A 25,109-nucleotide genomic window follows, 5' to 3' on the forward strand; every position below is an offset into this window, starting at 1 on the left:
CCTTTCTCGGAATGTATGAGAATGTAATGCACATCAGGTAACAAGCCATATCACCCGCTTTTTGTTACCTGCGTGTTACCTCGTGGGGGATAGGCCATGGCAGAGAAGGCAAGGAAGATCACACAACCGGCTATTGATCGCGGCGACTACAAGCCCAAGCTGGGCGCAGATGGAAAACCCAAACTCACCTATTACCCCGATGCCGGAAAACCCGGTCTTGTCTTGGTAGTCCAGCCGTCCGGCAAAAAGTCGTGGGTCATCTTCTATCGGCGGCTCAGCGACCGCAAACAGCGCAAGTACACGCTTGAAGGCTTTCCGTCGCTGGGGGCGGCCCACAAGCTCGCACAGGACAAGCTGGACGATATTTCCAATGGGCTTGACCCAGCCGCCCAGAAGCAAGAGGCAAAGCGGGCAGCCAAAGAAGGCACCCCAGACCGCGATCTGTTCAAGACTGTCGTTGAACGCTACATGCGCGTTTATCGGCAAGGACGCGCCACGCAGCGAAAGAAGAAGAAAGACTACAAGCCCAAGGAGCGCACGGTGCTGGAGACTGCCCGCCTGCTCGGGCTCAAGCCCGATCCAGAGAACCCCAATGGTTGGGCCGTTATCGAAGGCGGTCTTGTAGAGAAGTGGGGTGATAGGCGCATACAGGATATTCGCAAGCGCGACGTGCGGGATCATCTGGACGGGTTGCTTGAAAAAAGCGAGCGCAAGGCTAACGGCGCGCCTTATGTAGCCAATCGCACCTACGCTGCACTCGCGCCCTTATTTGCGTGGGCGGCACAGCAGGACGATGACCTTATGATCGAAGCTGCACAACTCAAGTGGAACAAGGCCGCCGAACAGAAGCGCGAGCGTTTCCTGAACCAAGATGAAATTCGCTGGTTCTGGCAGGCTACGGGCGAAAAGCCTGACGGCATCGGCTGGCCGTTCGGTTCACTTTTTCGGCTTTTGCTTTTGACCGGCGCACGTAAAAGCCAAGTGGGTGAGGCGACAGATAGTGAGTTGGACCTCAGCAAGCGGCTCTGGACGATCCCAGACCGCGAGGGCGGGAAGGGCAAGGTCAATAAACTGCCGCTCACTGATGAGGTTTTGGCGATCCTGAAAGGCCTAAAGCGAGTTAAGGACACCAAGCTGCTGTTTACGATGCGCGGCGACAAACTCAATCCTACCAGCTATCGCAAAGCCTATCTCAGGTGCCGCGACTTAATGGAGCAACAGGCGCGCAAGGAAGCCGCAGAGCGTGGCGACGACCCGCAGGCGGTCAGCATCGAGCACTGGAGCGTTCACGCACTCAGGCACACGGTTGAGACGCATATGCGCGACGATGAGTTGCGTATTGGCAGAGAGCAGGTGAACGCAGTCCTGAACCACTCAGAGGGCGGAATGTCTGGCGTTTATAATCACGCCGAGGGCATAGAAATGAAGCGGGAGGCACTGGAGAAGTGGGAGCGTTATGTGCTCCGGCTTGTGAACGGCAATCCGCCCGCAGAGAATGTAGTGCCGCTCCCGCTGCGCGCGAGGGAGTGAAGACATGTGGGCATTGGTGTTTGCGCTGGGGCTCGTCTGGATTGTTACGCGCCTGCCGCTGCTTTTGCAGATTATTGTCGCGTTTGTGGCGGGGTGGGCTGCGCTGGGTCTTTGGCTCGGGCTTGTGTGATGAGACAGGCGTCAGAGCCGACCTGTGGGGGTGCTGCCTGCTAAGTGTTTGAGTTGCTTCGGGTGTTGGTTCCGACCAGAAGCGAGAGGAATTCGCTCATCGTGGCAGGTAAAATCCGCAAAAAGCCCGCAGAACGGCCCCTCAGTGGAACGTCCACAGCCCGATTGGCGCGCCATACTGACAACAGATCAGTTATGCATAGGTGAAATGCGCTAGCTATATCAGATAGTTAGCTATGGAATTGTATGGGATTGTTAGGTCCAAGTAACAGGCAGGTAACAGGCCCCGGGGGGGCATAAGCAAAGACTAGCCCCTAGGTGGGGGACCTTCCCCCAGACCTTTGCGGAAAGTGCGGGGACTTTGTGGGGCCCATGGCATCGATTTTGGCTGTAAAAATAAAAAAAAAATAGAAAAAACCCAACTCCCGGCAAAAGGCAGCAAAATCAGCCGGTTGCAGGCGGCACGCCTCTGGCCGCGCGCGGTTTCAGGGGCTTCTGCAACTCAATTATTCTTTTATTAGGCCCGCTGCTCGACCTTTATTAATCAGATAGGAGACGAATGAAGCACACGCCCCAAGCATGAAGAGCCCATCTGTCTCATCTACTTTCGCAACGCCATCGAAAGCCAACGAATGCCGCAGGCCCTTTTCGTCGCTTGCGTAGCCGTAAAGTTTTAAAAAACCCTCTTTTAATGAGCCATGTACAGTGCCTTGTCGCTCTAGCGTTGCAAGGGCTGGTCGAAGGTCTTGCGCCTTGGGATCGATACATCGAACGGTCGACTCAACAGCGTTGATGCTCTCTCGAATACAAGCGGACCATTCGCCTGCAGTAGCTTGTTGTGCCGCCAATTTTAAATGCTGCCGGGCCCCGTTGAATTCGGTAGAGGCCAAATTTGCAAACGCACGCTCTATCGTTGCGCGTTCTTCTTCTGATGAGATTGGCGAAATGGTGTCTTGGTTGACCACACAATATGCTGCCTGACATTGTCGCAGGCGTTTATCTAGTTGATAAGCGAAATCGTGCGGACAATGAGGATGACGCAGCGCCCACTCTAAGAAGCCGAAGATTTCAAGATAGGAGCCGCCTGCGAAGACTTGTTTCACATCAGGAAATACCCTCTGCGCGTTAGGCCTAAACTCGTCGGCCATTCGATGAAAGCGTTGCACGTGCATGTCGCGCAAGATGTACGCCCAACGTCCTACGATATTCCCGTCCCTGCTACTTCCAGACAATAGCGAGTAAACGAAATCCCATAGGACGGCCCGCAATTGAGGGGACACCTCTCTCAGTTTCAATTGCCGGGGCAGCGGATGAACACCCTCGGCTTGTTCAAACGTCATTTTAGAACGATCAATATTTTCGACGGTCACGGCGGCACCTATTAGCGCTAACTACCCCTCCAAGCCAAATAGCTTGGAAGGGCCTAGTCTTGGGAGTTTGCTACGCTGCTTTTTGGATATTAGGAATGAAGCTCTTCAACACATCAGGGTACTCAATGGCGCCAAAGTAGCGCGATTCGTCATGTGCTATTTTACGTACCAACACCATATCCTTTTTACCGTCGAGGGGTTTGGTGATGGCCTTCACAAACGGGTCAATAGCAAGATTAGACTCGATGATCCAAAACGCAGTGGTCTCCGGCCAATATCCGTTGGCCTTAACTGCGTGCAAAGCGGCCACGAAGTCGTTGTAACGCTCGTCGTAACTGCTGTCGTTCTTTATGCGAAGTGAGATCCAATAATTTGCCATGAGGCAGTTTCCTTTGAGTTGGCCAAAGGAAAACTTGACGCGACTCATTAGAAAAGTATGAGTAGGTTGTTACCATGCGAAAGGCCTTCCTTTGGGCCGGTTGCGAATACGAGGGCGAGCGTGTTCTGGGGAGAGGACGCTCGTCCTCATTTAGCATGGTCACGTGAGTCGCCCCTGTGCGCAAGACGCTAATTGTTATGATCTTGTGTAGATGCAAGTTAAGCCACGCACAATCCGATCTTACGCAACAACATAAGGCTAAAGCTTGCCCATCATGGCTTTAAGCATCGGGGGAAATTCTTGCGCTATGCGATATAGTGATGGTCTCGGCTTGCTATCGTCTGCAGTTGCAGGTGGATACTTTGCGTAAGTTCCGAGATTCCAGTCTCTCAAGAGTCTATCTATAGCATTCCGGAGTTCCTCTAGTTCCAGCCTCGCATTGCTTTGGTTCCACGTCGAAACGTGAAGCGTGAGCGCAGTGTCGCCTTTTGCAATGGCTGGAACATAGAAGAGCGTTTCAAGACCCTCTGATTGGCTGGTCTTGGTAAAATGTGCAATCGGATCATCCATGGCCGTGTCTCCTTGGCGGTTGAACCTTTTCTAATACTGGAACAGCTATATATTATCGTAAGCCTGCAGTGACTGATACGGTCTCCACCACCTCTCCCCGGTGCGCTCACAGCGCACCTGTATCGCGCCAGTCCCGGGCTTGATGCCTGTGACTTGCAGCGGTGGGCCCGGGAGACGCCATTTGCCGTGTGGCTCCTGGAGCAGATCGCCTAGCTGGAGGCGCTGAAACTCTCGTTTGTTCATCGAAGTAACCCCTTGGTTGCGTGGAGCACTTCTCGTTTCGGTTTTCTCTCTGCCTGTGTTTTTCGGGCTTTTTTCGTTTTTCGCCCCCTTAGAAAGAGAAGCGAAAGAAAAAATGACCATGGGGATGTAGGGGGAGCAAAGCTCTCCCCATTACACATCCTCCTCACCTTTGGTTTTTGTGTCGAAAGGTTTTTCGCCCGAAAAACTCTCCACGCCTTTCTCGGTCAAAACCCAGCGTTTGCCTTCCTTTCGCAGAAGACCCTTCGTCTCAAGGCTCTTCAACGCACGGTCAACCTTACTTGTCGCTGCTGACTTCGTAGGTTCTATGAGGCCAATCGCCTCCGCAAGCTGCGCAAGCGTCGCCTCGGGTTGCGCCTGTAGTGCCGCCAAAAGCTTGCGGGTTGTGTCGTGCACGCCAGCGGAGACAACCCGCGCAATGACGCTGCGGATCGGGCGTTGCTTTGTGTCCCTCAGCTTCGGTGTATCGAAAACTGTTAGTGAAAATGCTATGGGATCGAATGGCGGGCCGCGCCACTTACTGTGGGCCGCGAGTGTTATCCGTCCGTCTTTCTTCGAGAGGTAGGCGTTAGCATCGATATCGTTGAGAAGCGACCCACCACCGTATGGTACTGACTGATCGCCCTTTTTGTTCGGGTGTGCAAGTGCAACGACGGCGGGCCCACCCGGGAGGCTAAGGAGCCTGCGTAGGGTCTGTGAGTAATCTTTCATCTGTTCGTTGTTGTTGCTGTCATCGCCGGGGAAGTAGGCTTGAACCGTATCGACAATGACGAGGGAATAGCGCTGGCCCGCCAATTCCGCCTCGCGCACCAAATCCCCCACTTCGCGCTCTGTCAGCTTAAACGCACCTTCGATCCAATCCACCGGCACCGCACGCTCATCTAGCCCGAGTTCTTCGTTGAGCGCCTTCCAGCGGGTTTTGATATCGTCGGGATTTTCGCCCGCAAAATACAACACACGACCTTGTTCAATGGCGTGTTGATCCAGTTGCCAGCCAAGCGCAACGTGGAGTGCCAGTCGCTGGGCAATGGCGGTTTTGCCGGTCCCAGTCGGCCCGGTCAAAGTGTAGAGGTAGCGTTTCTGGAAAATGCCGTCGATGACGAACTCAGGCGGATGCCATGTGGAAACAAAACTGGTACTGGAAAGTATACGGCGCTTATTCGCTTGGCTTGCCGGGCGTGTAGTAGAGTTTATATCAGCCTTGCCACTCTGAAATTCCGAGCGAGTTAGCTGATATTTTGCGATTGATGCGGGATTAACTAGGCGTCTATTACCGAATTGAAGAATTTTGCTGAGTGTATCTTGACTTTGGGGTGAAGAAACCCCAAATATTGTATCGGTAGTCATTGGACTTAGTTCTCTTGGTTTCTACTGTCATCATCTAAACCTTTCAAAGGGCCAGTCATTCACCGTCTGGCCCTTTCGCTTATATAAGTATTTCTCACTATGCTTTTTAGGGCTTCCGGGGCCACGGCTCATGTGGAACAGGATCGCGCCCAAACTTATAGGCGATATAGCGTTTGCGGCGCTCAGAAGCCCACAGCTGAGTATCCCAGCCCGCAGCTTTCGCCTCTGCTTCCGACACTTCGACGTGCCCCGAATCGCGCCAATAGCGCCCGCAGTCGCCGAAGTGCATCGATACCCCATTTATTGTGCCGATCTTGCTCTCTGGCTCACTCATGGTTTTACCTGCTGTGGATCGATCACCAATATTTGCTGCTCGATCATCGAGCAGTCCGCCTCACCTGTGGGCTGTGCGCGCTCTAAGCGATCCAAATCTTCATACACACTAGCCTTGTAGGCCTTTTCCTGCTCCCGAAGACGTTCCAGACCAGCCGCTTTCTGCTCTTCGCTCCAACCCGCAGTGATGCGTTTGAACAACTCGGGATGGCTTTGGATGACGTAAAGTTCTAGGCCGGGAATGAGGTCAGAGAGCGCTTCAAGTTCTTGATCTGAGAGAGTATCGACCAGAGACTCGATAGAGACTCCTACAGGCGTTTTTGGTGTTTCCGGCTGTATGCCAGTCTCCAGCGCGAGAACCGCTTCTAGGGGGCTGTGTGAGTCATTCTGTGGATTTTCATTCGACATGGGATGTTTCCTTGTTTGATGTGTTGCGGTGAAGGTCAGCCCGGGCTTTGCAGAGCCAGCGACGGGCAAGCCAGTCGTCAGCTGTCTCGGCGGGGATGAGGACCTTGTGGCGCTGGCCTACGGGCTGCGTGGTGCGCTTAGGGCCTAATCCGCGTCCCCAGAGCCAGTAGAGATATTGACGGGAAAAGCGCGCGAGGCGGCAAAACTCATCAATCGTGTAAGCTGGGTCGGTCATGCTAGGGTTCCGTAGTAGGTTTATGTTCCTATTTTGCCAGTCGGGTAAACTCATGTAAAGCGCCGTTTGCTTTAATCGGACAACACAAGATAGGAATATTGTCATAAGTTGCAGGCTGTGCTAGTCTCTTCCCGAATGCGCGTTGCATCACTTATGTTGCGCGCGAGATTGCCCACTAAGAGCCGCCCGATGTGCCCAAACTGCCCGACCTTCACCAACTTCCGAACAATCCTTGGGATGGACCCGTTGACCGGCCCGATCCGAAGGTGATCGAAGAGCGTCGGCAGGCGATGACAGACATTATAGACGCCTTGCCAGCGGGGAGCCTGAGCGGTGGGGTTGTTGCGTATGACCCGAGCGATCCCAGCACGATGTGGGCGAGCGACGATCCGAAGATGCGGCAGTTTGCGGAGGAGTACTACGGGATCACGCCTGAGACCGGAAACCGTGGGCTCAGCCACTCTGAGAAGCGCATTCTGCACAATGAGGCTAATCGGGAGATCAACAACATAACCGCCGCTGACCTTCGCCGGGAGGAAAAGGAGGCCAAGCGCTTCAATCGTGCCGCTGCTGACCTGTGGCCCGTCTATGCGCTCAATTTCCCTCAAGAAGCAGCACGGCCAGACGAGGCAAGGGCCGCTATGGAGCGCTTGGTGGCTAGCACACCGCTAAGCAGGCGCGATCTGGCGAGGCTAGCTGAGAGCAGCCCCAAAGAGTTGTGCGACATGATCTGGGACGAACAAGTCGCCCCCGGCTCTCACAGTGGCAAATACGACCACGACAGCCGCCGGAGCACTCAGCACAATATCATCGAGAAAATTAACGGCCATCAGCCTGCGAACGGCATGGTCGGTAGCTCAGGGCAATGGGCCTCGTCTGGCCTTGACGCTCCAGTCCAGCCTGAGAGCTTCTCACAAACAATCCTCGACATGCAGCGCAAGTCAGGATGGACCCGATGAGCACCTTTCTCCTCAAGCGACACGCCCAGAGCTTTACTCTCCCTATGGCTGGGACGCGGCGCTGAGGACGGCGGGAGACCAGTATCTAAGCGTGTTTTCCGCCGTCTCTTTTGACCCACTAAGGACCCTAACCAATGCCCGCCTGTTACGCCTACGCCAGAAACACCGCCACCTTTAAGACGGACAAGCAATTCGCCGCCATAAAGGCCGTGTCCTTGCCGCTGGGCATTGTGACCTACACGATGCATACAGAAAATGAGATTGGCGGTGAAGACATCCTGCTGGCGCTCATTGACCAGCTACGGGCCAACGACACCCTGCTCATTGCGGATATTTTCATCCTTTCCCCGAGGCCGTCGCGGTTGCTGGCGCTGCTGTGCGAGGTTGTCGGAAAAGGCGTCCGTGTAGTGGCGGCATCGCTCGCTGGGGAAATCAATCTGCCATTACTGCGCTCATACACCGTCCACTTTGTTGAGATGGAAGAGAAGCTGCTGGCTGCTGAGGCCAAGCTCATCGAGCGGGAGCGCCTGCATAGAATTGAGATGGACACCTACGCCTCTGAGTACGAGGCGCATCTCTTGAAACTGCTCCAGAAGCATGGGGTGAACCTTCTGACGCTCGTGCGCCCGGCCAACGCTTTGGAGGGCGATGCCCCCAAGAACCCTGCACAGGGCCGTGAACTGCGAGAAATGCGTGAAAAGCTCGGGCTAACAGGTGAGCAGGCGGGAGCGCTGTGTCAGCCTGTCATCGGCAAATCTCAGGTCTCCCGCATCGAGAGCGAAGGCAGCGGGGCAGCCCACTACGAGAACTTGAAATATGCCTTGGTCACAGCGGAGGTGCTGGCTCGATACGACCAGACGCGCCGGGCAAAAGCTATTGAGAAGGCGATTGTGCGGCCAGCGCAGATTGTCGAGGACTTCGCCAAGAGCCGGATTGCATCGTGAGAGCGGGCGAGAACCTCTACGAGAAAGCGACAATCAAGCCCGATGCAGAGGTACGGGCGGCGTTGCGGTGGAGGGCAGCGGGAAGGGAAATATACCTTTCGGAACGCGAGAAGCGCCTGCTCGCCGAATGGGACCGTGAATGTAACCAAGGAAGACCACAGCGATGAGTATTGAGAAGCAATTTAAGAAATGGATCAGGGAAGCAGACGGCGACCGGGAGGCTCTGGCCTCCAGCATTAAGGACTGGCTGGAGGCCGCCAATGAAGCTGACCTTGAGGAGTTCAGTGAGCTTATAGCGGAGCGCCTGCTGCCGGATGAGGACGAGGACGAGGACTGAGCCATGGCAACACCTACAGTTTCGATTATTGGGAATAGAGCGACAGCCCAATGGGCAGGTGAAACGGGAACCGGTGGTGCAGTGCAGCTGTCTCTTTTCCCGGATAAAACCGTGCAAGCCACGGGCACGGGCACAGTATCCGTGCAAGGTTCCCGTGATGGCACCAACTGGTTCGCGCTGAAAAATACCAACAACACCCCAGCTGCGATTAGCCTCGCAGCCGCTTCGAATGCCGCCGATACGATCCGCGAAAACCCGCCCTTTATCCGTGTTGTCGTTGCTGGCGGGACTGCGACAATTACGATCACGGCTATAAAATAGCCCCGCGCGTCACCACTTGTTTTCCGGCGCAATCACGCGCCCCGCTATGTGGAGGAAAAAATGCCCGTGAGTGAAACCGTCAGCGCAGATTTTAGGGGTCTGTTTGCTGCCAACTTCTTGAGCCGTGCTGTCGGCTCTTTGTTTAAACAGCGCACTAACTATGCCTGCCAGATGCCCAGCGCCGATCCCGCAGACGAGCGTTACTTGACTGCGAAGCAGGTGAGGGCGCGTTACGGGGACATAACCAGCGTCACTCTTTACCGGTGGAGCCACGACGAGCAGAAGGGCTTTCCCAAACCAGTGAAGCTGTCGGAACACAACTATTGGCGGCTGAGCGAGTTGCTTGCGTGGGAACACGCCAAGATCATCGGCTAGAGAGGTGCGACAAATTGGCAGCCGCGATTTGTTACCTCCAGCGTTACCTCAGAAGCGAATTTGAGTAACAGCCGGAAAGCTCTAGTTTCATAAAGTCTTGATTTTCTTCGGGTTTTTGGTGAGCGCGCAGGGATTCGAACCCTGGACCTACTGATTAAAAGTCAGTTGCTCTACCGGCTGAGCTACGCGCTCCCAAAACGAGGCGCGTTCAATCGCCTCGGGAAGTGCGGCGGAACATAGGGGCGGGACAGCCATCGGTCAACAACTAACATGCAGATAATTTGCGGAAAAAAGCCTTGATTTTGCGCGATTCGCTGCTTTTCCGGCGCGCTGTGGTCTTTGAACCCGCGAGCGAAACCGCGCCCGTTCGCCAATCATGGCGAAACTGGCGAAAAGGTGATTGGCCTTCGCAGGGGATTCGGCATAATCCGCGCCCAACGAAATGCCATTTTCAAGGAGCGCGCATGGCGCTTGATGTTTCCTACCTGACGGCCGTCGGCGCCGGCGCCCTGTCTTTCCTTTCGCCCTGCGTGCTGCCACTCGTCCCGCCCTATCTTTGCTACATGGCGGGCGTGACGGTTGAAGATTTCCGTTCCGATTCGCCGCAGGCGCGCATCTCGCCCGTGCGGCAGGCGCTGCTCATGTCTTCGCTGGCCTTCGTCCTTGGCTTTACCACTGTGTTCGTTCTGCTCGGCGCCGGCGCTTCGACGATCGGCGGCTTTTTGCGCATGTGGCAGCAGGAGATCGCCATCGCCGCCGGCATCGTCATCATCCTGATGGGCCTGAATTTCCTCGGTGTCTTCAAGCTTGCTTTCCTTTCGCGCGAGGCGCGATTCCAGACGCAGGGCAAGCCCGCCAATCCGCTCTCGGCCTACGTCATGGGCCTCGCTTTTGCTTTCGGCTGGACACCTTGCATCGGTCCGGTGCTGGGGCCGATCCTCGCCCTTGCCGGCGCGCGCGATACGGTCGCCGACGGCGCAATTCTGCTTGCCGTCTACTCGCTCGGCCTCGGCATTCCCTTTATCGTCGCCGCGCTGTTTTCGGGCCTGTTCATGAAGTTTCTTGGCCGCTTTCGCATGCATCTCGGCAAGGTCGAAAAGGTGATGGGCGGGCTTCTCGTCGTCACGGGCATTCTGTTCCTGACCGGCGGACTGCAGACTTTCTCGTTCTGGCTGCTTGAAACATTTCCCATCCTCGGCCAACTCGGCTAAAGGTGCTTCAAATGTTCATTCAAATGGCGATAGGGCCCGTGCCAGAGCAGGCATGAGAATGCCCGGTCAAAACTGATCTGGAAGTCCGACATGACATCACGCTCCTGCCTCACCGTCATTCTCGCTGCCGGCGAGGGCACCCGCATGAAATCAGAACTGCCGAAGGTCCTGCACATGATCGCGGGCCTGCCGATCGTGGCGCATGTGGCCAAGGCGGTCACGGGGGCTGGCGGCAGCGACATTGCGCTCGTCGTTGGCAAGGGCGCCGAAAAGGTGGAAGCTGCGGTGCGCGCGATAGCGCCGAATGTCACAGTGCACGAGCAGACCGAGCGGCTTGGCACCGCCCATGCAGTTCTGGCGGCGCGCGACGCGATTGCACGCGGCTACGATGATGTGCTGGTCGTCTTCGGCGATACGCCGCTCATCGAAACTGCGGCTTTGGCGCAGGCGCGGGCCAAGCTTGCCGACGGCGCCGATGTGGTCGTCATGGGTTTCCGTCCGGCTGGACCGAACGGCTATGGCCGGCTCATCGAGAAGGACGGCCGTCTCATGGCGATTCGCGAGGAGAAGGACGCGAGCGCCGAGGAAAAGCAGATCGGCCTGTGCAATGGCGGGCTGATGGCGCTGCGCGGCAAGAGTGCACTCAGCCTGCTTGACCGGATCACCAACAACAATGCCAATGGCGAATATTATCTGACCGATGTGGTCGAGATCGCCAATGCCGGCGGCCAGAGCGTCGTTGCCATCGAGATTTCTCCGGACAATGTCATCGGCATCAATACGCGTGCCGAACTCGCGGAGGCCGAAGCCATCTGGCAGAACCGCATGCGCCGCGACATGATGATGGCCGGCGTGACGATGCATGCGCCGGAGACAGTGTTCTTCTCACACGACACGCTGGTCGAGTCCGACGCCATCCTTGAACCCAACATCGTTTTCGGGCCCGGGGTAACGGTTGCGCGGGGCGCGGTTATCCATGCGTTCTGCTATTTCGAGGGCGCGAAAATCGGCGCGAATGCCAATGTCGGTCCATTCGCACGGCTGCGCCCCGGTGCCGATCTTGCGGAAAAATCCAAGGTCGGCAATTTCGTCGAGGTGAAGAACGCTGTGGTCGGCATCGGCGCCAAGGTCAATCATCTGACTTACATCGGCGATGCGACGATCGGCGCAGCGGCCAATATCGGCGCGGGGGCGATTACCTGCAATTATGACGGCTACAATAAACATTTGACGGAGATCGGGGCCAACGTCTTCGTCGGGTCCAATACCTCATTGGTGGCACCGGTGAAGATCGGCGATAATGCTTATGTCGCATCGGGCAGCGTGATTACGGCGAATGTGCCCGCAGATGCCCTCGCTTTCGGGCGCGCGCGCCAGGAAATCAAGGAAGGACGCGCGATCGAACTGCGCGCCCGCTATGCCGCCGCAAAATTAGCCAAGAAGGCTGACTAGATCGCATTCCATTGTTCGTGCAAGATTGCGCAACGGAAATTGACTTCCGGCCAGGGCGATTCCGCCCTAAGGCAGGAAGATAAAAAAAGCCTGGGGCATCGGAGTTTTGCATGTGCGGGATCGTTGGAATTATCGGCCGGGAGCAGGTTGCGCCGCTGCTCGTGGACGCGCTGAAGCGGCTTGAATATCGCGGATATGATTCTGCCGGTGTCGCGACCCTCAACAATGGTGTCCTCGACCGCCGCCGCGCCGAGGGCAAGCTCGCCAATCTCGACAAGCTCCTGAAGGAGCAACCTCTCAACGGCACGATCGGCCTCGGTCACACCCGCTGGGCGACCCACGGTGCGCCGACCGTGCGCAATGCGCACCCGCATACGACGCCGCGCCTCGCCGTCATTCACAACGGGATCATCGAGAACTTTGCCGAACTGCGGACCATGCTCGAATCCGACGGCTATAAGTTCGAGACTGAGACCGACACGGAAACCGTCGCGCATCTGGTGACGCGCGCGCTCGACCGCGGGCTTTCGCCCATCGACGCAGTACGCCAGACCTTGCCGCAGCTGCGCGGCGCCTTTGCCATCGCCATCATGTTCAAGGGCGAGGAGGACCTTCTGGTTGCCGCCCGCAATGGCCCGCCGCTTGCGGTGGGGTATGGCGACGGTGAAATGTACCTGGGCTCCGACGCGATCGCGCTTGCCCCGTTCACCGACAATCTCTCCTACCTTGAGGACGGCGATTGGGCCGTCCTGACGCGCGAAGGCGTCGTGATCTACGATGAGACGGGCATGGAGGTCGAACGCCCCGTTCAGAAGTCGGCGGGGACCGCTTTCCTCGTCAGCAAGGGCAATCACCGCCATTTCATGGAAAAGGAAATCCATGAACAGCCGGAGGTGATTTCGCACACGCTTGCCAATTATCTCGATTTCGCCAAGGGAACCGTTCGCACCGATGCAACGCCTCTCGATTTCAGCAAGGTGGACCGCATCGCGGCATCTGCCTGCGGTACCGCATTTTATGCCGGCCTCATCGGCAAATACTGGTTCGAACGCATCGCGCGGCTCCCGGTCGATATCGATGTCGCTTCCGAGTTCCGCTATCGCGAGATGCCGTTGTCGAAGGACAGCCTTGCGCTCTTCGTCTCGCAATCGGGCGAGACTGCCGATACGCTCGCCTCGCTGCGCTACTGCAAGCAGCAGGGGCTGAAGATCGGCACGATCGTCAATGTCCGCGAATCGACGATGGCGCGCGAATCGAACACCGTGTTCCCGACGCTCGCCGGTCCTGAGGTCGGCGTCGCATCGACCAAGGCTTTCACCTGCCAATTGGCGGTTCTGGCATCGCTCGCAGTAGCCGCCGCCAAGATGCGCGGCACGATCGACGAGCAGGAAGAACGCCAGCTCGTGCGCGAGCTTTCGGAAATTCCGCGCTATGCCAATCACGCGCTGCGCCTCGAAGAACAGATGGAGACGATCAGCCGTGACCTCAGCCAGGTCAAGCACGTGCTTTACCTTGGCCGTGGCACCAGCTACCCGCTTGCGCTCGAAGGCGCGCTGAAGCTCAAGGAAATTTCCTACATCCATGCAGAAGGCTATGCGGCGGGTGAATTGAAGCACGGGCCTATCGCACTGATCGACGAATCGATGCCGGTCATCGTCATTGCGCCGTATGACCATTGGTTCGAGAAGACGGTTTCGAACATGCAGGAGGTCGCGGCGCGCGGCGGCAAGATTATCCTGATCACCGACGAGAAGGGAGCGGCGGCGAGCACATTGAATACGATGCACACGATCGTGCTGCCGGACATGCCGGAAATCATCGCCCCGATCATCTATGCATTGCCGATCCAGATGCTGGCATATCATACGGCGGTGTTCATGGGGACCGACGTCGACCAGCCCCGCAACCTTGCAAAATCCGTAACGGTCGAATAGTTAGCCGGCGCGCAAAAGCCTGACAGCCTCGTCGCGCTCGAAGAGATAAAGCAGTATGCGCAGCGCCTTGCCGCGCTCGCTTTGCAATTCGGGATCGCGCGCAAGAATATAGCGCGCATCCTTGCGGGCAATCTCCAGGAACTCCTGATGCGCCTCGATGCTGGCGAGGCGGAAGCCGGGCGTACCGGATTGGCGCGTGCCGAGAAGCTCGCCTTCACCACGCAGCTTCAGATCTTCCTCGGCAATGCGAAATCCGTCTTCCGTTTCGCGCATGATCTTGAGCCTTGCCTGCGCCACTTCGCCGAGCGGCCCCTTGTAAAGCAGAAGGCAGGTCGAAGGCTTGTCGCCGCGGCCGACCCGGCCGCGCAACTGGTGCAGCTGGGCAAGGCCGAAGCGTTCGGCATGCTCGATGACAATGATGGTGGCGTCTGGCACATCAACGCCAACCTCGATCACCGTTGTGGCGACGAGAAGCCGGGTATCGCCATTCTTGAACGCCAGCATGGCAGCGTCTTTTTCCGGACCACTCATCCGGCCGTGCACCAGGCCGATCCTGCTGCCAAGCAGGGGCTTCAGCGATTCGAACCGCTCTTCGGCCGAGACAAGGTCGACGATCTCCGATTCTTCGACGAGCGGACAGATCCAGTAGATCTTCTGGCCGTCGGCAATGGCACTCCGCATGCGCTCGACAAGGTCGCTCAACCGGTCCATCGGCAGGATCGCGGTAGTGATCGGACGCCGGCCCGCCGGCTTTTCCGTGAGTTTCGATACGTCCATATCGCCGAACGCGGTGAGGACGAGGGTGCGGGGTATGGGGGTTGCGGTCATCACCAGCATGTCCGGCGCGTCACCCTTGGAGGTCAGTAGCAGGCGTTGATGAACGCCAAACCGGTGCTGCTCGTCGACAATGACGAGGACAAGGTCGCGGTACGAGACTTTTTCCTGGAAGAGGGCATGCGTCCCGACGACGATATTTATCGCCCCGGAACGCAGTCCTTCGAGAACGTCCTCGCGCTCACGGCCCTTTTCGCGCCCCGTGAGAAGAGCAACGCGCAGCCCGGCCTTTTCGGCGAGGGGCGCTATCGTGGCATAATGCTGGCGTGCCAGAACTTCGGTCGGCACCATTAGGGCCGACTGGCCTCCGGCTTCCGCGGCATGCGCCATTGCCAGCAGGCCTACGACCGTTTTGCCGGAGCCGACATCGCCTTGCAACAGGCGCAACATGCGATCGGGCTGTCGCAGGTCCGCAATGATTTCCTTGATAGCCTCAGATTGGCTATTGGTCAGCGAATAGGGCAATGCGGCAATGATCCGCGCTTTGATCTCGCCGTTGCCCTCGAGCTTGCGGCCAGAAAGGCGCTTTGCCCTTAGCCGCACAAGCGCGAGCGCCAGCTGGCCAGCGAGAAACTCATCATAGGCAAGACGCTGGCGGGCAGGGCTGTCGAGCGCGATGTCTGCCGGATCGGCCGGCCCGTGCATGATCCGCAGCGCTTCGCGATGTAACGGAAGCCGGTGGGCGGCAAGAACCGGCGCGTCGATCCATTCCGGCAGCTCCGGCACTTTGGTCAAGGCCTCCTCTACGCCGCGCGCCAGAACTTTTGGCGAGAGCCCGGCGGTCAAGGGATAGACAGGTTCAACGAGCGGCAGCGATGCGGCGTCGTCGAGGCGGGCGATATGGTCGGGATGGACCATGGTCGGCCGGCCGTTGAACCACTCTATCTTGCCCGACACGATCACCATTTCCCCGACAGGCATCGCCTTTTCGAGCCAGGCCTGCTTGGCGTGAAAGAATGTCAGCCCGATCTCCCCCGTATCGTCATGCGCATAAACCCGGTAAGGCGCATTGCTGCGTCCGCCCGGGAGGTGGCGGTCAATACGCACCTCAAGAGTAACGATGGCCCCCTCGGGCGCATGGGCTATGCCGGGCCGGTGGCGCCGGTCGATGACGCTGTGCGGTGGAAGATAGACAAGATTGGCGACGCGCGGGTCCTGACCCGGCGGCGTGCCGAGCAGGGTTGCGAGCAAGCCGGTTACCTTCGGGCCGATGCCGGAAAGTGTGCGAACCGAAGCAAAGAGGGGATCGAGCAGGGATGGGCGCATGGCAAAGGTCTAGAATGTTTCGGGTTTGGAGACCAGTCTCGTTGCTGCGTCTCCGTTGTCATGGGGCCTTATCCCGAGTATCCATTCGCGGAACTGGCGACCGTACCGGATTATTGGCAGCACATTGCATGAGCAAGGCTGACACGGCCGCCGGATGCGGTTATACCCTCGCCAAAATGCGCGCATTGGTCTGAACACGGAGCCGATTATGACAGGAAGCAGTCGCACCACCGCCGACCTGCCGCCGCGACAGCGCAAGCTGTTGTTCCGGTCGTGGCACAGGGGCATGCGCGAAATGGACCTGATCCTAGGGCAATTCGCCGACGTCCATATCGAGACCTTGTCAGAACGCGAACTTGACCAATATGAAGCACTCATGGAAGCTTTGGATCGCGATCTTCTAAAATGGGTCACGGGCGAAGCCGATGTTCCTGCCGAATTCGATACGCACATCTTCCACAAGATCGTCGCGTCCCGCAAAGAGATGAAATTCTGAAAATTCAATGACTGCGTTTTCCAAGCTTGGATTGAAGCCCGGTACAGCGGGCCATGTCGTTGTCGACGGTGTCGTCGATGGCTATGAGGCGTTTGCGCTGGCCAAGGTCGTTGCCGAGGCCGGGGCAGGCGGCCCCGTGCTTTTCATCGCCCGTGATGGCCAGCGCGTTGCCGATCTGGAACAGGTCCTGAGTTTTGTCGCGCCCGAGCTCCCTGTGCTGCAATTGCCGGCCTGGGACTGCTTGCCCTATGACCGCGTCTCTCCGGGCGCAGATACATCGGCACGCCGCCTTGCGGCGCTTGCGGGTCTTGCCGCATTGCGTGAACACAAGCATCCCGGTGTGATCCTCGCTACGGCCAATGCGATGCTGCAAAAGCTTCCGCCACGCGAGGTGTTGGCTCAGCAGCTTTTCATGGCCAGGCCCGGCAATAGAATCGACATGAACGCGCTCGTGCAGCGTCTTGAAAACAATGGGTTCGAGCGCGTACCAACGGTTCGCGACGTCGGCGAATACGCGGTACGGGGCGGCATTCTCGATCTCTTCGCGCCGGGCGCTGAAGCGCCGTTGAGGCTCGATTTCTTTGGCGATACACTGGAGACGATCCGTGCTTTCGATCCGGCAACGCAGCGGACGCTGAGCCAGAAGACCGAGTTCACCATGCAGCCGATGAGCGAAATAACGCTCTCGCCCGAAGTGATCAGCCATTTCCGCTCGCAATATGTACAGACGTTTGGTGCGCCTTCACGTGACGACGCACTCTACCAGTCCATATCCGAGGGGCGCCGTTTTGCCGGAATGGAACATTGGCTGCCGATGTTCTACGACAATCTGGAGACCGTGTTCGACCACACCGGCGACATGCCGGTCGTCTTCGATCATCTTGCGCATGAATCAATGGCCGAGCGCCACAAGATGGTGCTGGACCATTTTGAAGCGCGCAGGCGTCAATCGGACGGCAAGGAGCCTGGCGACGCGGTACCCTACAAGCCTGTCGCACCGGGCCTGCTCTATCTGACGCCGGAAGCGGTGGAGGTAGCGGCGCAGACGTCCGGCATGCGCATCGATTTCACGCCCTTCGATGCGCCGTTTGCCAGCGGCCGGTCCATCGTCCATGCCGGCGCCCATCGCGGGCGGACTTTCGTCGAGGAGCGGACCGCCAAGGATACCAATGTCTTTGACAGCGTGGTGAAACATATCGCCGACGAGCGCGCGGCGGGCAAGAAGGTGCTGCTTGCGGCCTGGAGCGAGGGCACGCGCGACCGGCTCGTCCAGGTGCTTAACGAACATGGCCTCGAGAAGATCGAGCTTGTCGACGATCTGAGAATGGTCAAGGCGCTGTCGCGCGACAAGATCACCGCCGGCGTGCTTTCGCTGGAGACCGGTTTCGACGCCGGCGAACTCGTCGTTATTGCGGAACAGGACATACTCGGCGACCGGCTCATTCGACATTCGAAGCGGCGCAAGCGCGACCGTGACTTCATCAGCGAAGTATCCGCGCTCAGTGCCGGCGATATCGTCGTGCACGTGGATCACGGCATCGGCCGGTTTATCGGCTTGCGCACCATCACTGCCGCCGGCGCCCCGCACGACTGCCTGGAATTGCACTATGCCGGGGATGACCGGCTGTTTCTTCCGGTCGAAAATATCGAGCTGTTGTCGAGGTTTGGCTCGGAATCCTCAACCGCTATCCTCGACAAGCTTGGCGGTGGTGCGTGGCAGGCGCGCAAGGCAAAACTCAAAAAGCGGTTGCTCGACATTGCCGGCCATCTCATCAAGATCGCCGCTGAACGGCAGATGCGGGGCGCACCTGTCCTCACGCCGCCGGATGGGCTCTACGGCGAATTTGCTGCCCGGTTCCCCTATGACGAGACTGAAGATCAGGACCGCGCCATCGATGCAGTTATCGATGATCTGGCCCTCGGCAAGCCGATGGATCGCCTCGTATGCGGTGATGTCGGCTTCGGCAAAACGGAAGTAGCGCTGCGCGCCGCCTTCGTAGCCGCGCTGAACGGCGTTCAAGTGGCTGTTGTGGTCCCGACGACTTTGCTTTCCCGCCAGCATTTCAAGACGTTTTCCAACCGGTTTCAGGGGCTCCCCGTCAATGTGGCGCAGGCATCGCGGCTGGTTGGCTCCAAGGAACTTGCGGAGAACAAGAAGGGCATCGCCGAGGGAAAGGTGGATATCGCGGTCGGTACCCACGCGCTGCTCGGACAAGGTATAACGTTCAAGAACCTTGGTTTGCTGATCATCGACGAGGAGCAGCATTTCGGCGTCAAGCACAAGGAACGGCTCAAGGAACTGAAGTCGGACGTGCATGTGCTGACCCTTTCGGCAACGCCCATCCCGCGCACGCTGCAGCTGGCGCTGACCGGCGTTCGCGAATTGTCGCTTATCACGACGCCGCCTGTCGACCGCATGGCGGTGCGCACCTTTGTTTCGCCTTTCGATCCGCTCGTCATCCGCGAAACGTTGCTGCGCGAGCGCTATCGTGGGGGCCAGAGCTTCTATGTATGCCCGCGCATATCGGATCTTGCCGAAATCAAGGAGTTCCTCGACGCGCAGGTGCCGGAACTGAAGGTCGCCGTCGCTCACGGCCAGATGGCGCCGGGCGAACTCGACGACATCATGAACGCCTTCTACGACGGCCAGTATGATGTGCTCCTGTCGACCACGATCGTCGAGTCCGGTCTCGATATCCCGACGGCCAATACGATGATCATCCACCGCGCCGACATGTTCGGCCTCTCGCAGCTCTATCAGCTGCGTGGCCGCGTCGGCCGCTCGAAGCAGCGGGCCTATGCACTGTTTACGCTGCCCGCGCACAAATTGCTGACGCAGACGGCCGAGCGCCGCCTGAAGGTACTGCAGTCGCTCGATACGCTCGGCGCGGGCTTCCAGCTTGCCAGCCACGACATGGATATCCGCGGCGCCGGCAATCTTCTGGGCGAAGAACAATCGGGCCATATCCGTGAGGTCGGGTTCGAGCTTTACCAGCAGATGCTGGAAGAAGCGGTCGCCGAGATCAAGGGAACGGGCGAAATAGAAGACAGCCATTGGTCGCCGCAGATATCCGTTGGCACGGCGGTGATGATTCCCGAAGCCTATGTGCCGGATCTGCAGTTGCGCCTCGGCCTTTATCGCCGTCTCGCAGATCTCGAGGAACTGCAGGATATCGACGGGTTTGGCGCCGAACTGATCGACCGGTTCGGCCCATTGCCCGAGGAAGTGCAGCACCTCCTGAAGATCGTCTATATCAAGGCGCTCTGCCGCCGCGCCAATGTCGACAAGCTCGATGCCGGCCCGAAGGGCGTGGTGATCCAGTTCCGCAACAAGACGTTCAACAATCCCGCAGCGCTGGTCAAGATGATCGGCGAGCAGGGCTCCATGGCGAAGATCAGGCCGGATCAGAGCATCGTGCTCGTTCGCGACTGGCCGACGGCGGAAAAGCGCCTGAACGGCGCTGCGGTGGTCATGTCGCAACTTGCGAAACTGGCGGATGCCGCCTAGGCGGCTCCGCTTCCAGGCTGGAAACCGTCCGCCGTCTGGCGGATCGCGTCGGCCAACGTCTCGGCCGATTGCGCACCCATCACCGCGTATTTCTGGTCGAGGATGAAGCAGGGAACACCGCGCACGCCAATCTGGTTTGCCGTATCGATCTCCTGCCGCACACCAACTGCATCGGCATCCGTTGGCAGGAGGCTCGCGACGATGGCAACATCCATGCCAGCCTCTGCAGCGGCTTCAAGCAACACCTCGGCGTCGCCAATATCCTTGCCTTGCTCGAAATAGTAGGAAAACAGGATGCCGACGAGCGTGTCCTGGACATTCGGCTGGGCCTGCGATGCCCAGCGGATCAGGCGGTGCGCGTCGAGCGTATTGGGGCTGATCTCGATCGAATCGAAGTCGAACTCAATGCCGACCTCCTTGCCGAGTTCAGTAAGCTGTTGATGGATCTCGAAGATCCGGTCCGAGCTGCCGAACTTTTCCTGCATGTAACGTTTGCGGTCCTTGCCTTGCGGCGGGATCGTCGGATCAAGCTGGAACGGCCGCCAGTTCACCGATACATCGATGTCGGGGTTGAGCTCGAGCGCCTGTTCGAGCCGCTTTCGCCCGACGAAACACCAGGGGCAAACGACATCCGACACCACGTCGATGGTGAATTTCTTTTCGGGCATATCTTCAACCTATCGTTTGTCTGACCACCACGTGTTCAGCTGGTTTCCCACGAGGGAGGTCTTTTCGGGATGTTGCAGGTGCGACCACCGCGCAACCCATTGCTCCGGCTGATAATAGATCGGAATCATATAATGGCCGGAGATCAAAAGCCTGTCGAGAGCGCGGACCGTGCTGGTAAACTCTTCCTGTCCGCGCACCGCCAGCATCTTGTCGAGGAGGGCGTCGATGGCCGGATTGGCAACGCCGGCATAATTGAAACTGCCCTCGACATCCTTCGACTGGCTGCCCCAACGATAATATTGCTCATAGCCGGGTGACAGCGAACTCGCATAGGCACCGAGTATCATGTCATAATCGAAGGTCTGCAGCCGTTTCTGGTACTGGGCGTCATCGACGGTCCTGATGGTGACGCCGATACCGAGCCGCTCAAGGGTGCGCTTATAGGCAAGGCCCAAGCGTTCCTCGCCAACGGATCGCGTCATGATTTCGAAGGTGAGGGGAGTTCCGTGGGGATCGAGCATCCGTTCGTTCTCGATCCTGTAGCCCCGCTCGGTCAGGATGTCGAAGGCACGCCTCATTTCCTTGCGGTCGCGCCCCGTGCCATCCGTTTGCGGCGGCACGTACGAACCTTCCATCACGTCCGGCTGGAGAGAATCGCCAAAGGGCGCAAGCCACTCGCGCTCCATAGCATCGGCAGGACGTCCCAGCGCCGAAAGTTCTGATCCTTGCCAATAGCTGCTGAGCCGCCGGTAACGCCCAGCATAGAGGTTGCGGTTCGCCCATTCGAAGTCGAACATCAGGGCCAGCGCCTGGCGAACCGCCCGATCTTGAAATTTCGGGCGGCGCGTATTGAACAGAAACCCGAACATGTTGGCAGGCGAGTGTTTTTCGAATGTATCCTTGATAACCCGGCCATCTCGTATGGCCGGGAAGTCATATGAAGTTGCCCATTTGTTGGGATCGCCCTCAAGGAAGACATCGAAAACACCTTTCTTGAAGGCTTCGAACTGCGCCTGGTCGTTGCGGAAATATTCAACGGTCACCCTGTCGAAATTATTGAAGCCGATGCGGCTCGGCACATCTTTCCCCCAATAATCCGGATTGCGCTTGTAGACGATGCGCTGACCCGGCTGCACCTGTGAGACCGTATAGGGTCCGCTGCCCACAGGTATCGAGAGAGGCGAACTGTCGAAGGTGTCGATGTTGATGGCATGTTTGGGAAGAACTGGCATTAATGAGAGGATCAGCGGAAATTCGCGGTTGGCCTGGTCGTTGAACGTAAAGCGAATGCCGCGCTCGCCAATCTTCTCGATCTTCGAAATGAGCTTCATCCGGCCGCTGAAGGGTGGGCGGCCCTTTTTTGTCAGGAGGTCGAAGGTGAATATCACGTCGTCGGGCGTAACCGGCTCGCCATCAGACCATTTTGCTTTGGGATTCAGCGTAAATTCGACCCAAGTCCGCTCATCGTCGGTTTCGACTTTTTCGGCCAGCAGGCCGTACATGGTGAACGGCTCATCGGCGTTGCGTTGCATCAGCGATTCATAGACGAGATCGCCGAACTCGCCGTCACTGAACAGGCCACGCGCATATGTCCGCATGCTCTTGACCAGAAACGGGTTGAGGCTGTCAAACGTGCCGACGACACCATAGGTGATCGAGCCTTCCTTGGGGGCATCCTGATTGACATAGGGGAAATGCTTGTAGTCCGCGGGCAGGGCAGGTTCGCCGTGCATGGCGATTCCATGGCTCGGTTCGGCAAATGCACCGCTTGTGATACAACAAATCGTGGCAAGTATAGTCAGCGCCTGGGTAGTTTTCTTCAACATCGTCTCGACCTAGCATTCCCGGAAGCCGGGAATTCATTCTGATTCGTGACAGAGACTACCACTTGACGACGATTCTGCGGCGTGCGCCGTAAATCCTCGAGGGGAATCCCAAACTAGTCCAAAAGGTGGCTGGATTTGAGAGAACATGCAGTGTAACACGGCCTTCGATATTCAAAGGGTCACTCTCTTGCCGCATTTGGCAACCAAAGCCAGACAAGCAAATAAAGATGATCGAGATACACTTAGGATAAGTGCGCTGAAAGGAACCAGTTGACCATGTCCAACCCGAAGTCCATCGCGGCAACCGCATCATTCGCTGGTGCCATCGCATTGCTCGCCGCCGCGGCAGTACCAGCAGCAGCCCAGCAGCAGAGAGCGCCGCAAGGTTGGTTCAAGGTCTGCTCCAAGCAGGAAGAAAACGATATCTGCAACACCCAGAACATCGTGACTGCCGATAGCGGCCAGCTCCTGACCGCGGTCAACCTCATCGAGATCAAGGGCAAGATCAACCGCAAGATCTTCCAGGTATCGGTTCCGACCGGCCGTCTCATTCCTCCGGGCGTCGGCCTCCAGATCAATGGCGGCAAGACCCAGAAGATCGAATACGCGATCTGCTTCCCGGATCGTTGCATTTCGGAAGTCGCCTTGTCGGACGATCTGCTCAACTCGTTCAAGAAGGGCAACCAGCTGACGCTGACTTCGGTCAACTTCCAGAACAAGCCTAACCCGATCAATGTCGCTCTGACCGGCTTCAGCCAGGCCTATGACGGCCCCGGCCTGCAGCAGAACGAACTCGAACAGCGCCAGAAGACGCTGCAGAGTGAAGTTCAGAAGCGCCAGAAGGAATTCGAAGACAAGATGAAGGCCGAACAGGAAAAGGCGAAAGCCGGCAACTGATCAGTTAGCGCACACAAAAAAGGGACGCGGTGACGCGTCCCTTTTTTATTGTCAGGCTTCGGTGCAAAGCCTTAGTTGAGATGCGGGCGCTTGACCCGATAGACGCCATCCTCGATCTTTTCGAACACGTTCTTGATCTGCGGGTGGCGCAAAGGTGTCCCGGTCGTATCGGCAACGAGGTTTTGTTCCGAAACATAAGCCACGTATTCTGTCTCGGAGTTCTCGGCAAAGAGATGGTAGAAGGGCTGGTCGCGATGCGGCCTGATCTCTTCGGGAATGGACTGATACCATTCTTCGGTGTTGCTGAACTCGGGATCAACGTCGAAAATCACGCCACGAAACGCAAAAATGCGGTGGCTGACTACCTGACCGATCTGAAATTTGGCATGCCGGATCTGTTTTATCATCGTCATTCAGGATAGATATCCGTTTCTGTCCAATCCCGCGAGCCTAAAGCGTCCTTGCTCTTGTTTCCGGCGCGGCAAACCTCAAAGCCTGCTTATGCTTGATGTATTCAACCTGGTCTTACCGTTCTTTGGGCTGATTTTTCTTGGCTTTTTCGTGGCCAAGGTAAAACATCAGCCACTCGAGGCGCTCGGGTGGATGAATACGTTCATCGTCTATGTGGCGCTTCCCGCGCTGTTTTTCCAGATTTTGTCCAAGACGCCGGTGGCCGAATTGACGCAGTGGGGCTTTATCATAGGCTGCACCGCATCGACCCTCCTGATCTTCATGGCAATGTTTGTGGTCGCGTTCGTGCGCACACGCCGCATTGACGAGAGCACCATTCAGGGGCTCGCGGCAGCCTACGGCAATATTGGCTACATGGGCCCGGCGCTGGCGATCCTTGCTTTCGGCGCGCCGGCAGCCGTGCCGGTCGCACTCATCTTCTGCTTTGACAACACGCTGCATTTCGTGATGGCGCCGTTGATGATGGCGCTTTCCGGCAACGACAAGCGTTCGCCGCGCGATCTCGCCGCCGGGGTGCTCAAGAAGATATTTGGCCACCCTTTCATCATCGCCACCATTTTCGGGGTAGGAGCGGCCATCACCGGACTGGAGCCGCCTGTGGCGGTCGACCGGATGATCGATTTTCTTGCCCGTGCGGCGGCGCCTTGCGCGCTCTTCGCCATGGGCGCGACGCTGGCGCTGCGCCCCTTGCGACGTGTGCCGAAGGAACTCTATCTGATTGTTCCGCTCAAGCTCGTCGTCCAGCCCGTACTGATTTACTGCGTCTTGCGCCTGGCCGGCGATTTCCCACCGGTTTGGGTCTATACGGCAATGCTTATGGCGGCCCTGCCAACCGCAACGAATGTCTTCGTCATCGCCCAGCAATATGGGGTTTGGGTCGAGCGCGCGTCGAGTTCAGTGCTCGCGACCACCCTGTTTTCGATCGTGACATTGACGCTTTGGCTCTACGCCATGACACATGGGCTGGTTCGGTGAGCCTTCATACGCCGCACCTCTAGTCCCCGACGGGTGCCGCCGCACGCCATCGGCTAGCTAGTTTGTATCAAT

24 protein-coding genes and 1 tRNA gene are annotated in these 25,109 nt (G+C 57.8%); 14 read left to right on the top strand and 11 right to left on the bottom strand.

Going from position 1 to position 25,109, the window contains the following annotated elements; all coding sequences use genetic code 11:
• The first annotated feature begins 96 nt into the window (after positions 1-96).
• A complete protein-coding gene (locus HQ945_RS21735) occupies positions 97-1,530 on the top strand; it encodes a tyrosine-type recombinase/integrase (protein ID WP_091922896.1) in 1,434 nt (477 codons plus the stop codon).
• A gap of 4 nt (positions 1,531-1,534) precedes the next feature.
• Positions 1,535-1,660, top strand: a complete 126-nt coding sequence (locus HQ945_RS23065; protein WP_280139090.1) for a hypothetical protein — start codon at positions 1,535-1,537, stop codon at positions 1,658-1,660.
• A 505-nt stretch (positions 1,661-2,165) separates the two neighbouring features.
• On the opposite strand, the gene HQ945_RS21740 is transcribed toward HQ945_RS23065, so the two are convergent.
• From HQ945_RS21740 to HQ945_RS21765, 6 genes are all read right to left on the bottom strand, one after another.
• On the bottom strand, positions 2,166-3,029 hold the full coding sequence (locus HQ945_RS21740; RefSeq protein ID WP_174208494.1) for an AbiJ-NTD4 domain-containing protein: 864 nt from the start codon (positions 3,027-3,029) through the stop codon (positions 2,166-2,168).
• 70 nt (positions 3,030-3,099) lie between these two features.
• Positions 3,100-3,408, bottom strand: a complete 309-nt coding sequence (locus tag HQ945_RS21745; protein WP_174208495.1) for a hypothetical protein — start codon at positions 3,406-3,408, stop codon at positions 3,100-3,102.
• A 258-nt stretch (positions 3,409-3,666) separates the two neighbouring features.
• Complete coding sequence (locus tag HQ945_RS21750; protein ID WP_174208496.1) at positions 3,667-3,978, bottom strand: hypothetical protein; 312 nt, start codon at positions 3,976-3,978, stop codon at positions 3,667-3,669.
• Between the two features lie 393 nt (positions 3,979-4,371).
• Positions 4,372-5,586, bottom strand: coding sequence for an AAA family ATPase (locus tag HQ945_RS21755; protein WP_174208497.1), 1,215 nt, complete (start codon positions 5,584-5,586; stop codon positions 4,372-4,374).
• 330 nt (positions 5,587-5,916) lie between these two features.
• The gene (locus HQ945_RS21760) at positions 5,917-6,327 is read right to left on the bottom strand and encodes a hypothetical protein (protein ID WP_174208498.1); all 411 of its coding nucleotides are present in this window, start codon (positions 6,325-6,327) and stop codon (positions 5,917-5,919) included.
• Positions 6,317-6,562 carry a hypothetical protein gene (locus HQ945_RS21765; protein ID WP_174208499.1) on the bottom strand — a complete coding sequence of 82 codons (246 nt, stop codon included), beginning with the start codon at positions 6,560-6,562 and terminating at the stop codon, positions 6,317-6,319. The genes HQ945_RS21760 and HQ945_RS21765 overlap by 11 nt, the downstream gene beginning before the upstream one ends.
• Positions 6,563-6,753: 191 nt before the next feature.
• Between HQ945_RS21765 and HQ945_RS21770 the strand changes: the two genes are divergently transcribed.
• The 5 genes from HQ945_RS21770 to HQ945_RS21790 all read left to right on the top strand — a co-directional run bounded on the left by HQ945_RS21770 (position 6,754) and on the right by HQ945_RS21790 (position 9,498).
• Positions 6,754-7,521, top strand: coding sequence for a hypothetical protein (locus HQ945_RS21770; RefSeq protein WP_174208500.1), 768 nt, complete (start codon positions 6,754-6,756; stop codon positions 7,519-7,521).
• A gap of 134 nt (positions 7,522-7,655) precedes the next feature.
• A complete protein-coding gene (locus tag HQ945_RS21775; protein ID WP_174208501.1) occupies positions 7,656-8,465 on the top strand; it encodes a helix-turn-helix domain-containing protein in 810 nt (269 codons plus the stop codon).
• 163 nt (positions 8,466-8,628) lie between these two features.
• Positions 8,629-8,802 (top strand): hypothetical protein, encoded by a 174-nt coding sequence (locus HQ945_RS21780; protein WP_174208502.1) that lies wholly within the window; start codon positions 8,629-8,631, stop codon positions 8,800-8,802.
• 3 nt (positions 8,803-8,805) lie between these two features.
• Positions 8,806-9,123: a hypothetical protein gene (locus HQ945_RS21785; protein WP_174208503.1), complete on the top strand. Its 318-nt coding sequence runs from the start codon at positions 8,806-8,808 to the stop codon at positions 9,121-9,123.
• A 66-nt stretch (positions 9,124-9,189) separates the two neighbouring features.
• A complete protein-coding gene (locus HQ945_RS21790) occupies positions 9,190-9,498 on the top strand; it encodes a helix-turn-helix transcriptional regulator (RefSeq protein ID WP_174208504.1) in 309 nt (102 codons plus the stop codon).
• 116 nt (positions 9,499-9,614) lie between these two features.
• On the opposite strand, the gene HQ945_RS21795 is transcribed toward HQ945_RS21790, so the two are convergent.
• Positions 9,615-9,690, bottom strand: a tRNA-Lys gene (locus HQ945_RS21795).
• A gap of 272 nt (positions 9,691-9,962) precedes the next feature.
• Here HQ945_RS21795 and HQ945_RS21800 point away from each other — a divergent pair.
• The 3 genes from HQ945_RS21800 (at position 9,963) to glmS (ending at position 14,095) form a co-directional block, all read left to right on the top strand.
• The gene (locus HQ945_RS21800; RefSeq protein ID WP_113280552.1) at positions 9,963-10,709 is read left to right on the top strand and encodes a cytochrome c biogenesis CcdA family protein; all 747 of its coding nucleotides are present in this window, start codon (positions 9,963-9,965) and stop codon (positions 10,707-10,709) included.
• Between the two features lie 90 nt (positions 10,710-10,799).
• Positions 10,800-12,161 carry a bifunctional UDP-N-acetylglucosamine diphosphorylase/glucosamine-1-phosphate N-acetyltransferase GlmU gene (gene glmU / locus HQ945_RS21805; RefSeq protein WP_113280500.1) on the top strand — a complete coding sequence of 454 codons (1,362 nt, stop codon included), beginning with the start codon at positions 10,800-10,802 and terminating at the stop codon, positions 12,159-12,161.
• Positions 12,162-12,271: 110 nt separating this feature from the next.
• Entirely contained in the window at positions 12,272-14,095 is a 1,824-nt protein-coding gene (gene glmS / locus HQ945_RS21810; RefSeq protein WP_113280501.1) for a glutamine--fructose-6-phosphate transaminase (isomerizing), read from the top strand.
• On the opposite strand, the gene recG is transcribed toward glmS, so the two are convergent.
• Positions 14,096-16,195: an ATP-dependent DNA helicase RecG gene (gene recG / locus HQ945_RS21815; protein WP_113280502.1), complete on the bottom strand. Its 2,100-nt coding sequence runs from the start codon at positions 16,193-16,195 to the stop codon at positions 14,096-14,098. It abuts the gene before it with no gap.
• Between the two features lie 208 nt (positions 16,196-16,403).
• On the opposite strand from recG, the gene HQ945_RS21820 reads away from it, so the two are divergent.
• The gene (locus tag HQ945_RS21820) at positions 16,404-16,691 is read left to right on the top strand and encodes an FAD assembly factor SdhE (RefSeq protein ID WP_027233243.1); all 288 of its coding nucleotides are present in this window, start codon (positions 16,404-16,406) and stop codon (positions 16,689-16,691) included.
• 7 nt (positions 16,692-16,698) lie between these two features.
• Entirely contained in the window at positions 16,699-20,199 is a 3,501-nt protein-coding gene (gene mfd, locus HQ945_RS21825; RefSeq protein WP_113280503.1) for a transcription-repair coupling factor, read from the top strand.
• Here the strand turns inward: mfd and HQ945_RS21830 are convergent.
• The gene (locus HQ945_RS21830; RefSeq protein WP_113280504.1) at positions 20,196-20,867 is read right to left on the bottom strand and encodes a DsbA family oxidoreductase; all 672 of its coding nucleotides are present in this window, start codon (positions 20,865-20,867) and stop codon (positions 20,196-20,198) included. The genes mfd and HQ945_RS21830 overlap by 4 nt on opposite strands.
• A gap of 9 nt (positions 20,868-20,876) precedes the next feature.
• Positions 20,877-22,601: an extracellular solute-binding protein gene (locus HQ945_RS21835; protein WP_246272762.1), complete on the bottom strand. Its 1,725-nt coding sequence runs from the start codon at positions 22,599-22,601 to the stop codon at positions 20,877-20,879.
• 369 nt (positions 22,602-22,970) lie between these two features.
• Between HQ945_RS21835 and HQ945_RS21840 the strand changes: the two genes are divergently transcribed.
• Positions 22,971-23,591 (top strand): invasion associated locus B family protein, encoded by a 621-nt coding sequence (locus HQ945_RS21840; RefSeq protein WP_027233247.1) that lies wholly within the window; start codon positions 22,971-22,973, stop codon positions 23,589-23,591.
• 71 nt (positions 23,592-23,662) lie between these two features.
• Here the strand turns inward: HQ945_RS21840 and hspQ are convergent, their stop codons facing one another.
• Positions 23,663-23,998: a heat shock protein HspQ gene (hspQ, locus tag HQ945_RS21845; RefSeq protein WP_027233248.1), complete on the bottom strand. Its 336-nt coding sequence runs from the start codon at positions 23,996-23,998 to the stop codon at positions 23,663-23,665.
• A gap of 94 nt (positions 23,999-24,092) precedes the next feature.
• Here hspQ and HQ945_RS21850 point away from each other — a divergent pair, with 94 nt between their 5' ends.
• Complete coding sequence (locus tag HQ945_RS21850; RefSeq protein ID WP_113280506.1) at positions 24,093-25,037, top strand: AEC family transporter; 945 nt, start codon at positions 24,093-24,095, stop codon at positions 25,035-25,037.
• Positions 25,038-25,109: the final 72 nt, after the last annotated feature.

The sequence above is a fragment of the Phyllobacterium pellucidum genome (assembly GCF_013327855.1).
In the GTDB taxonomy this organism is placed as follows: domain Bacteria; phylum Pseudomonadota; class Alphaproteobacteria; order Rhizobiales; family Rhizobiaceae; genus Phyllobacterium; species Phyllobacterium pellucidum.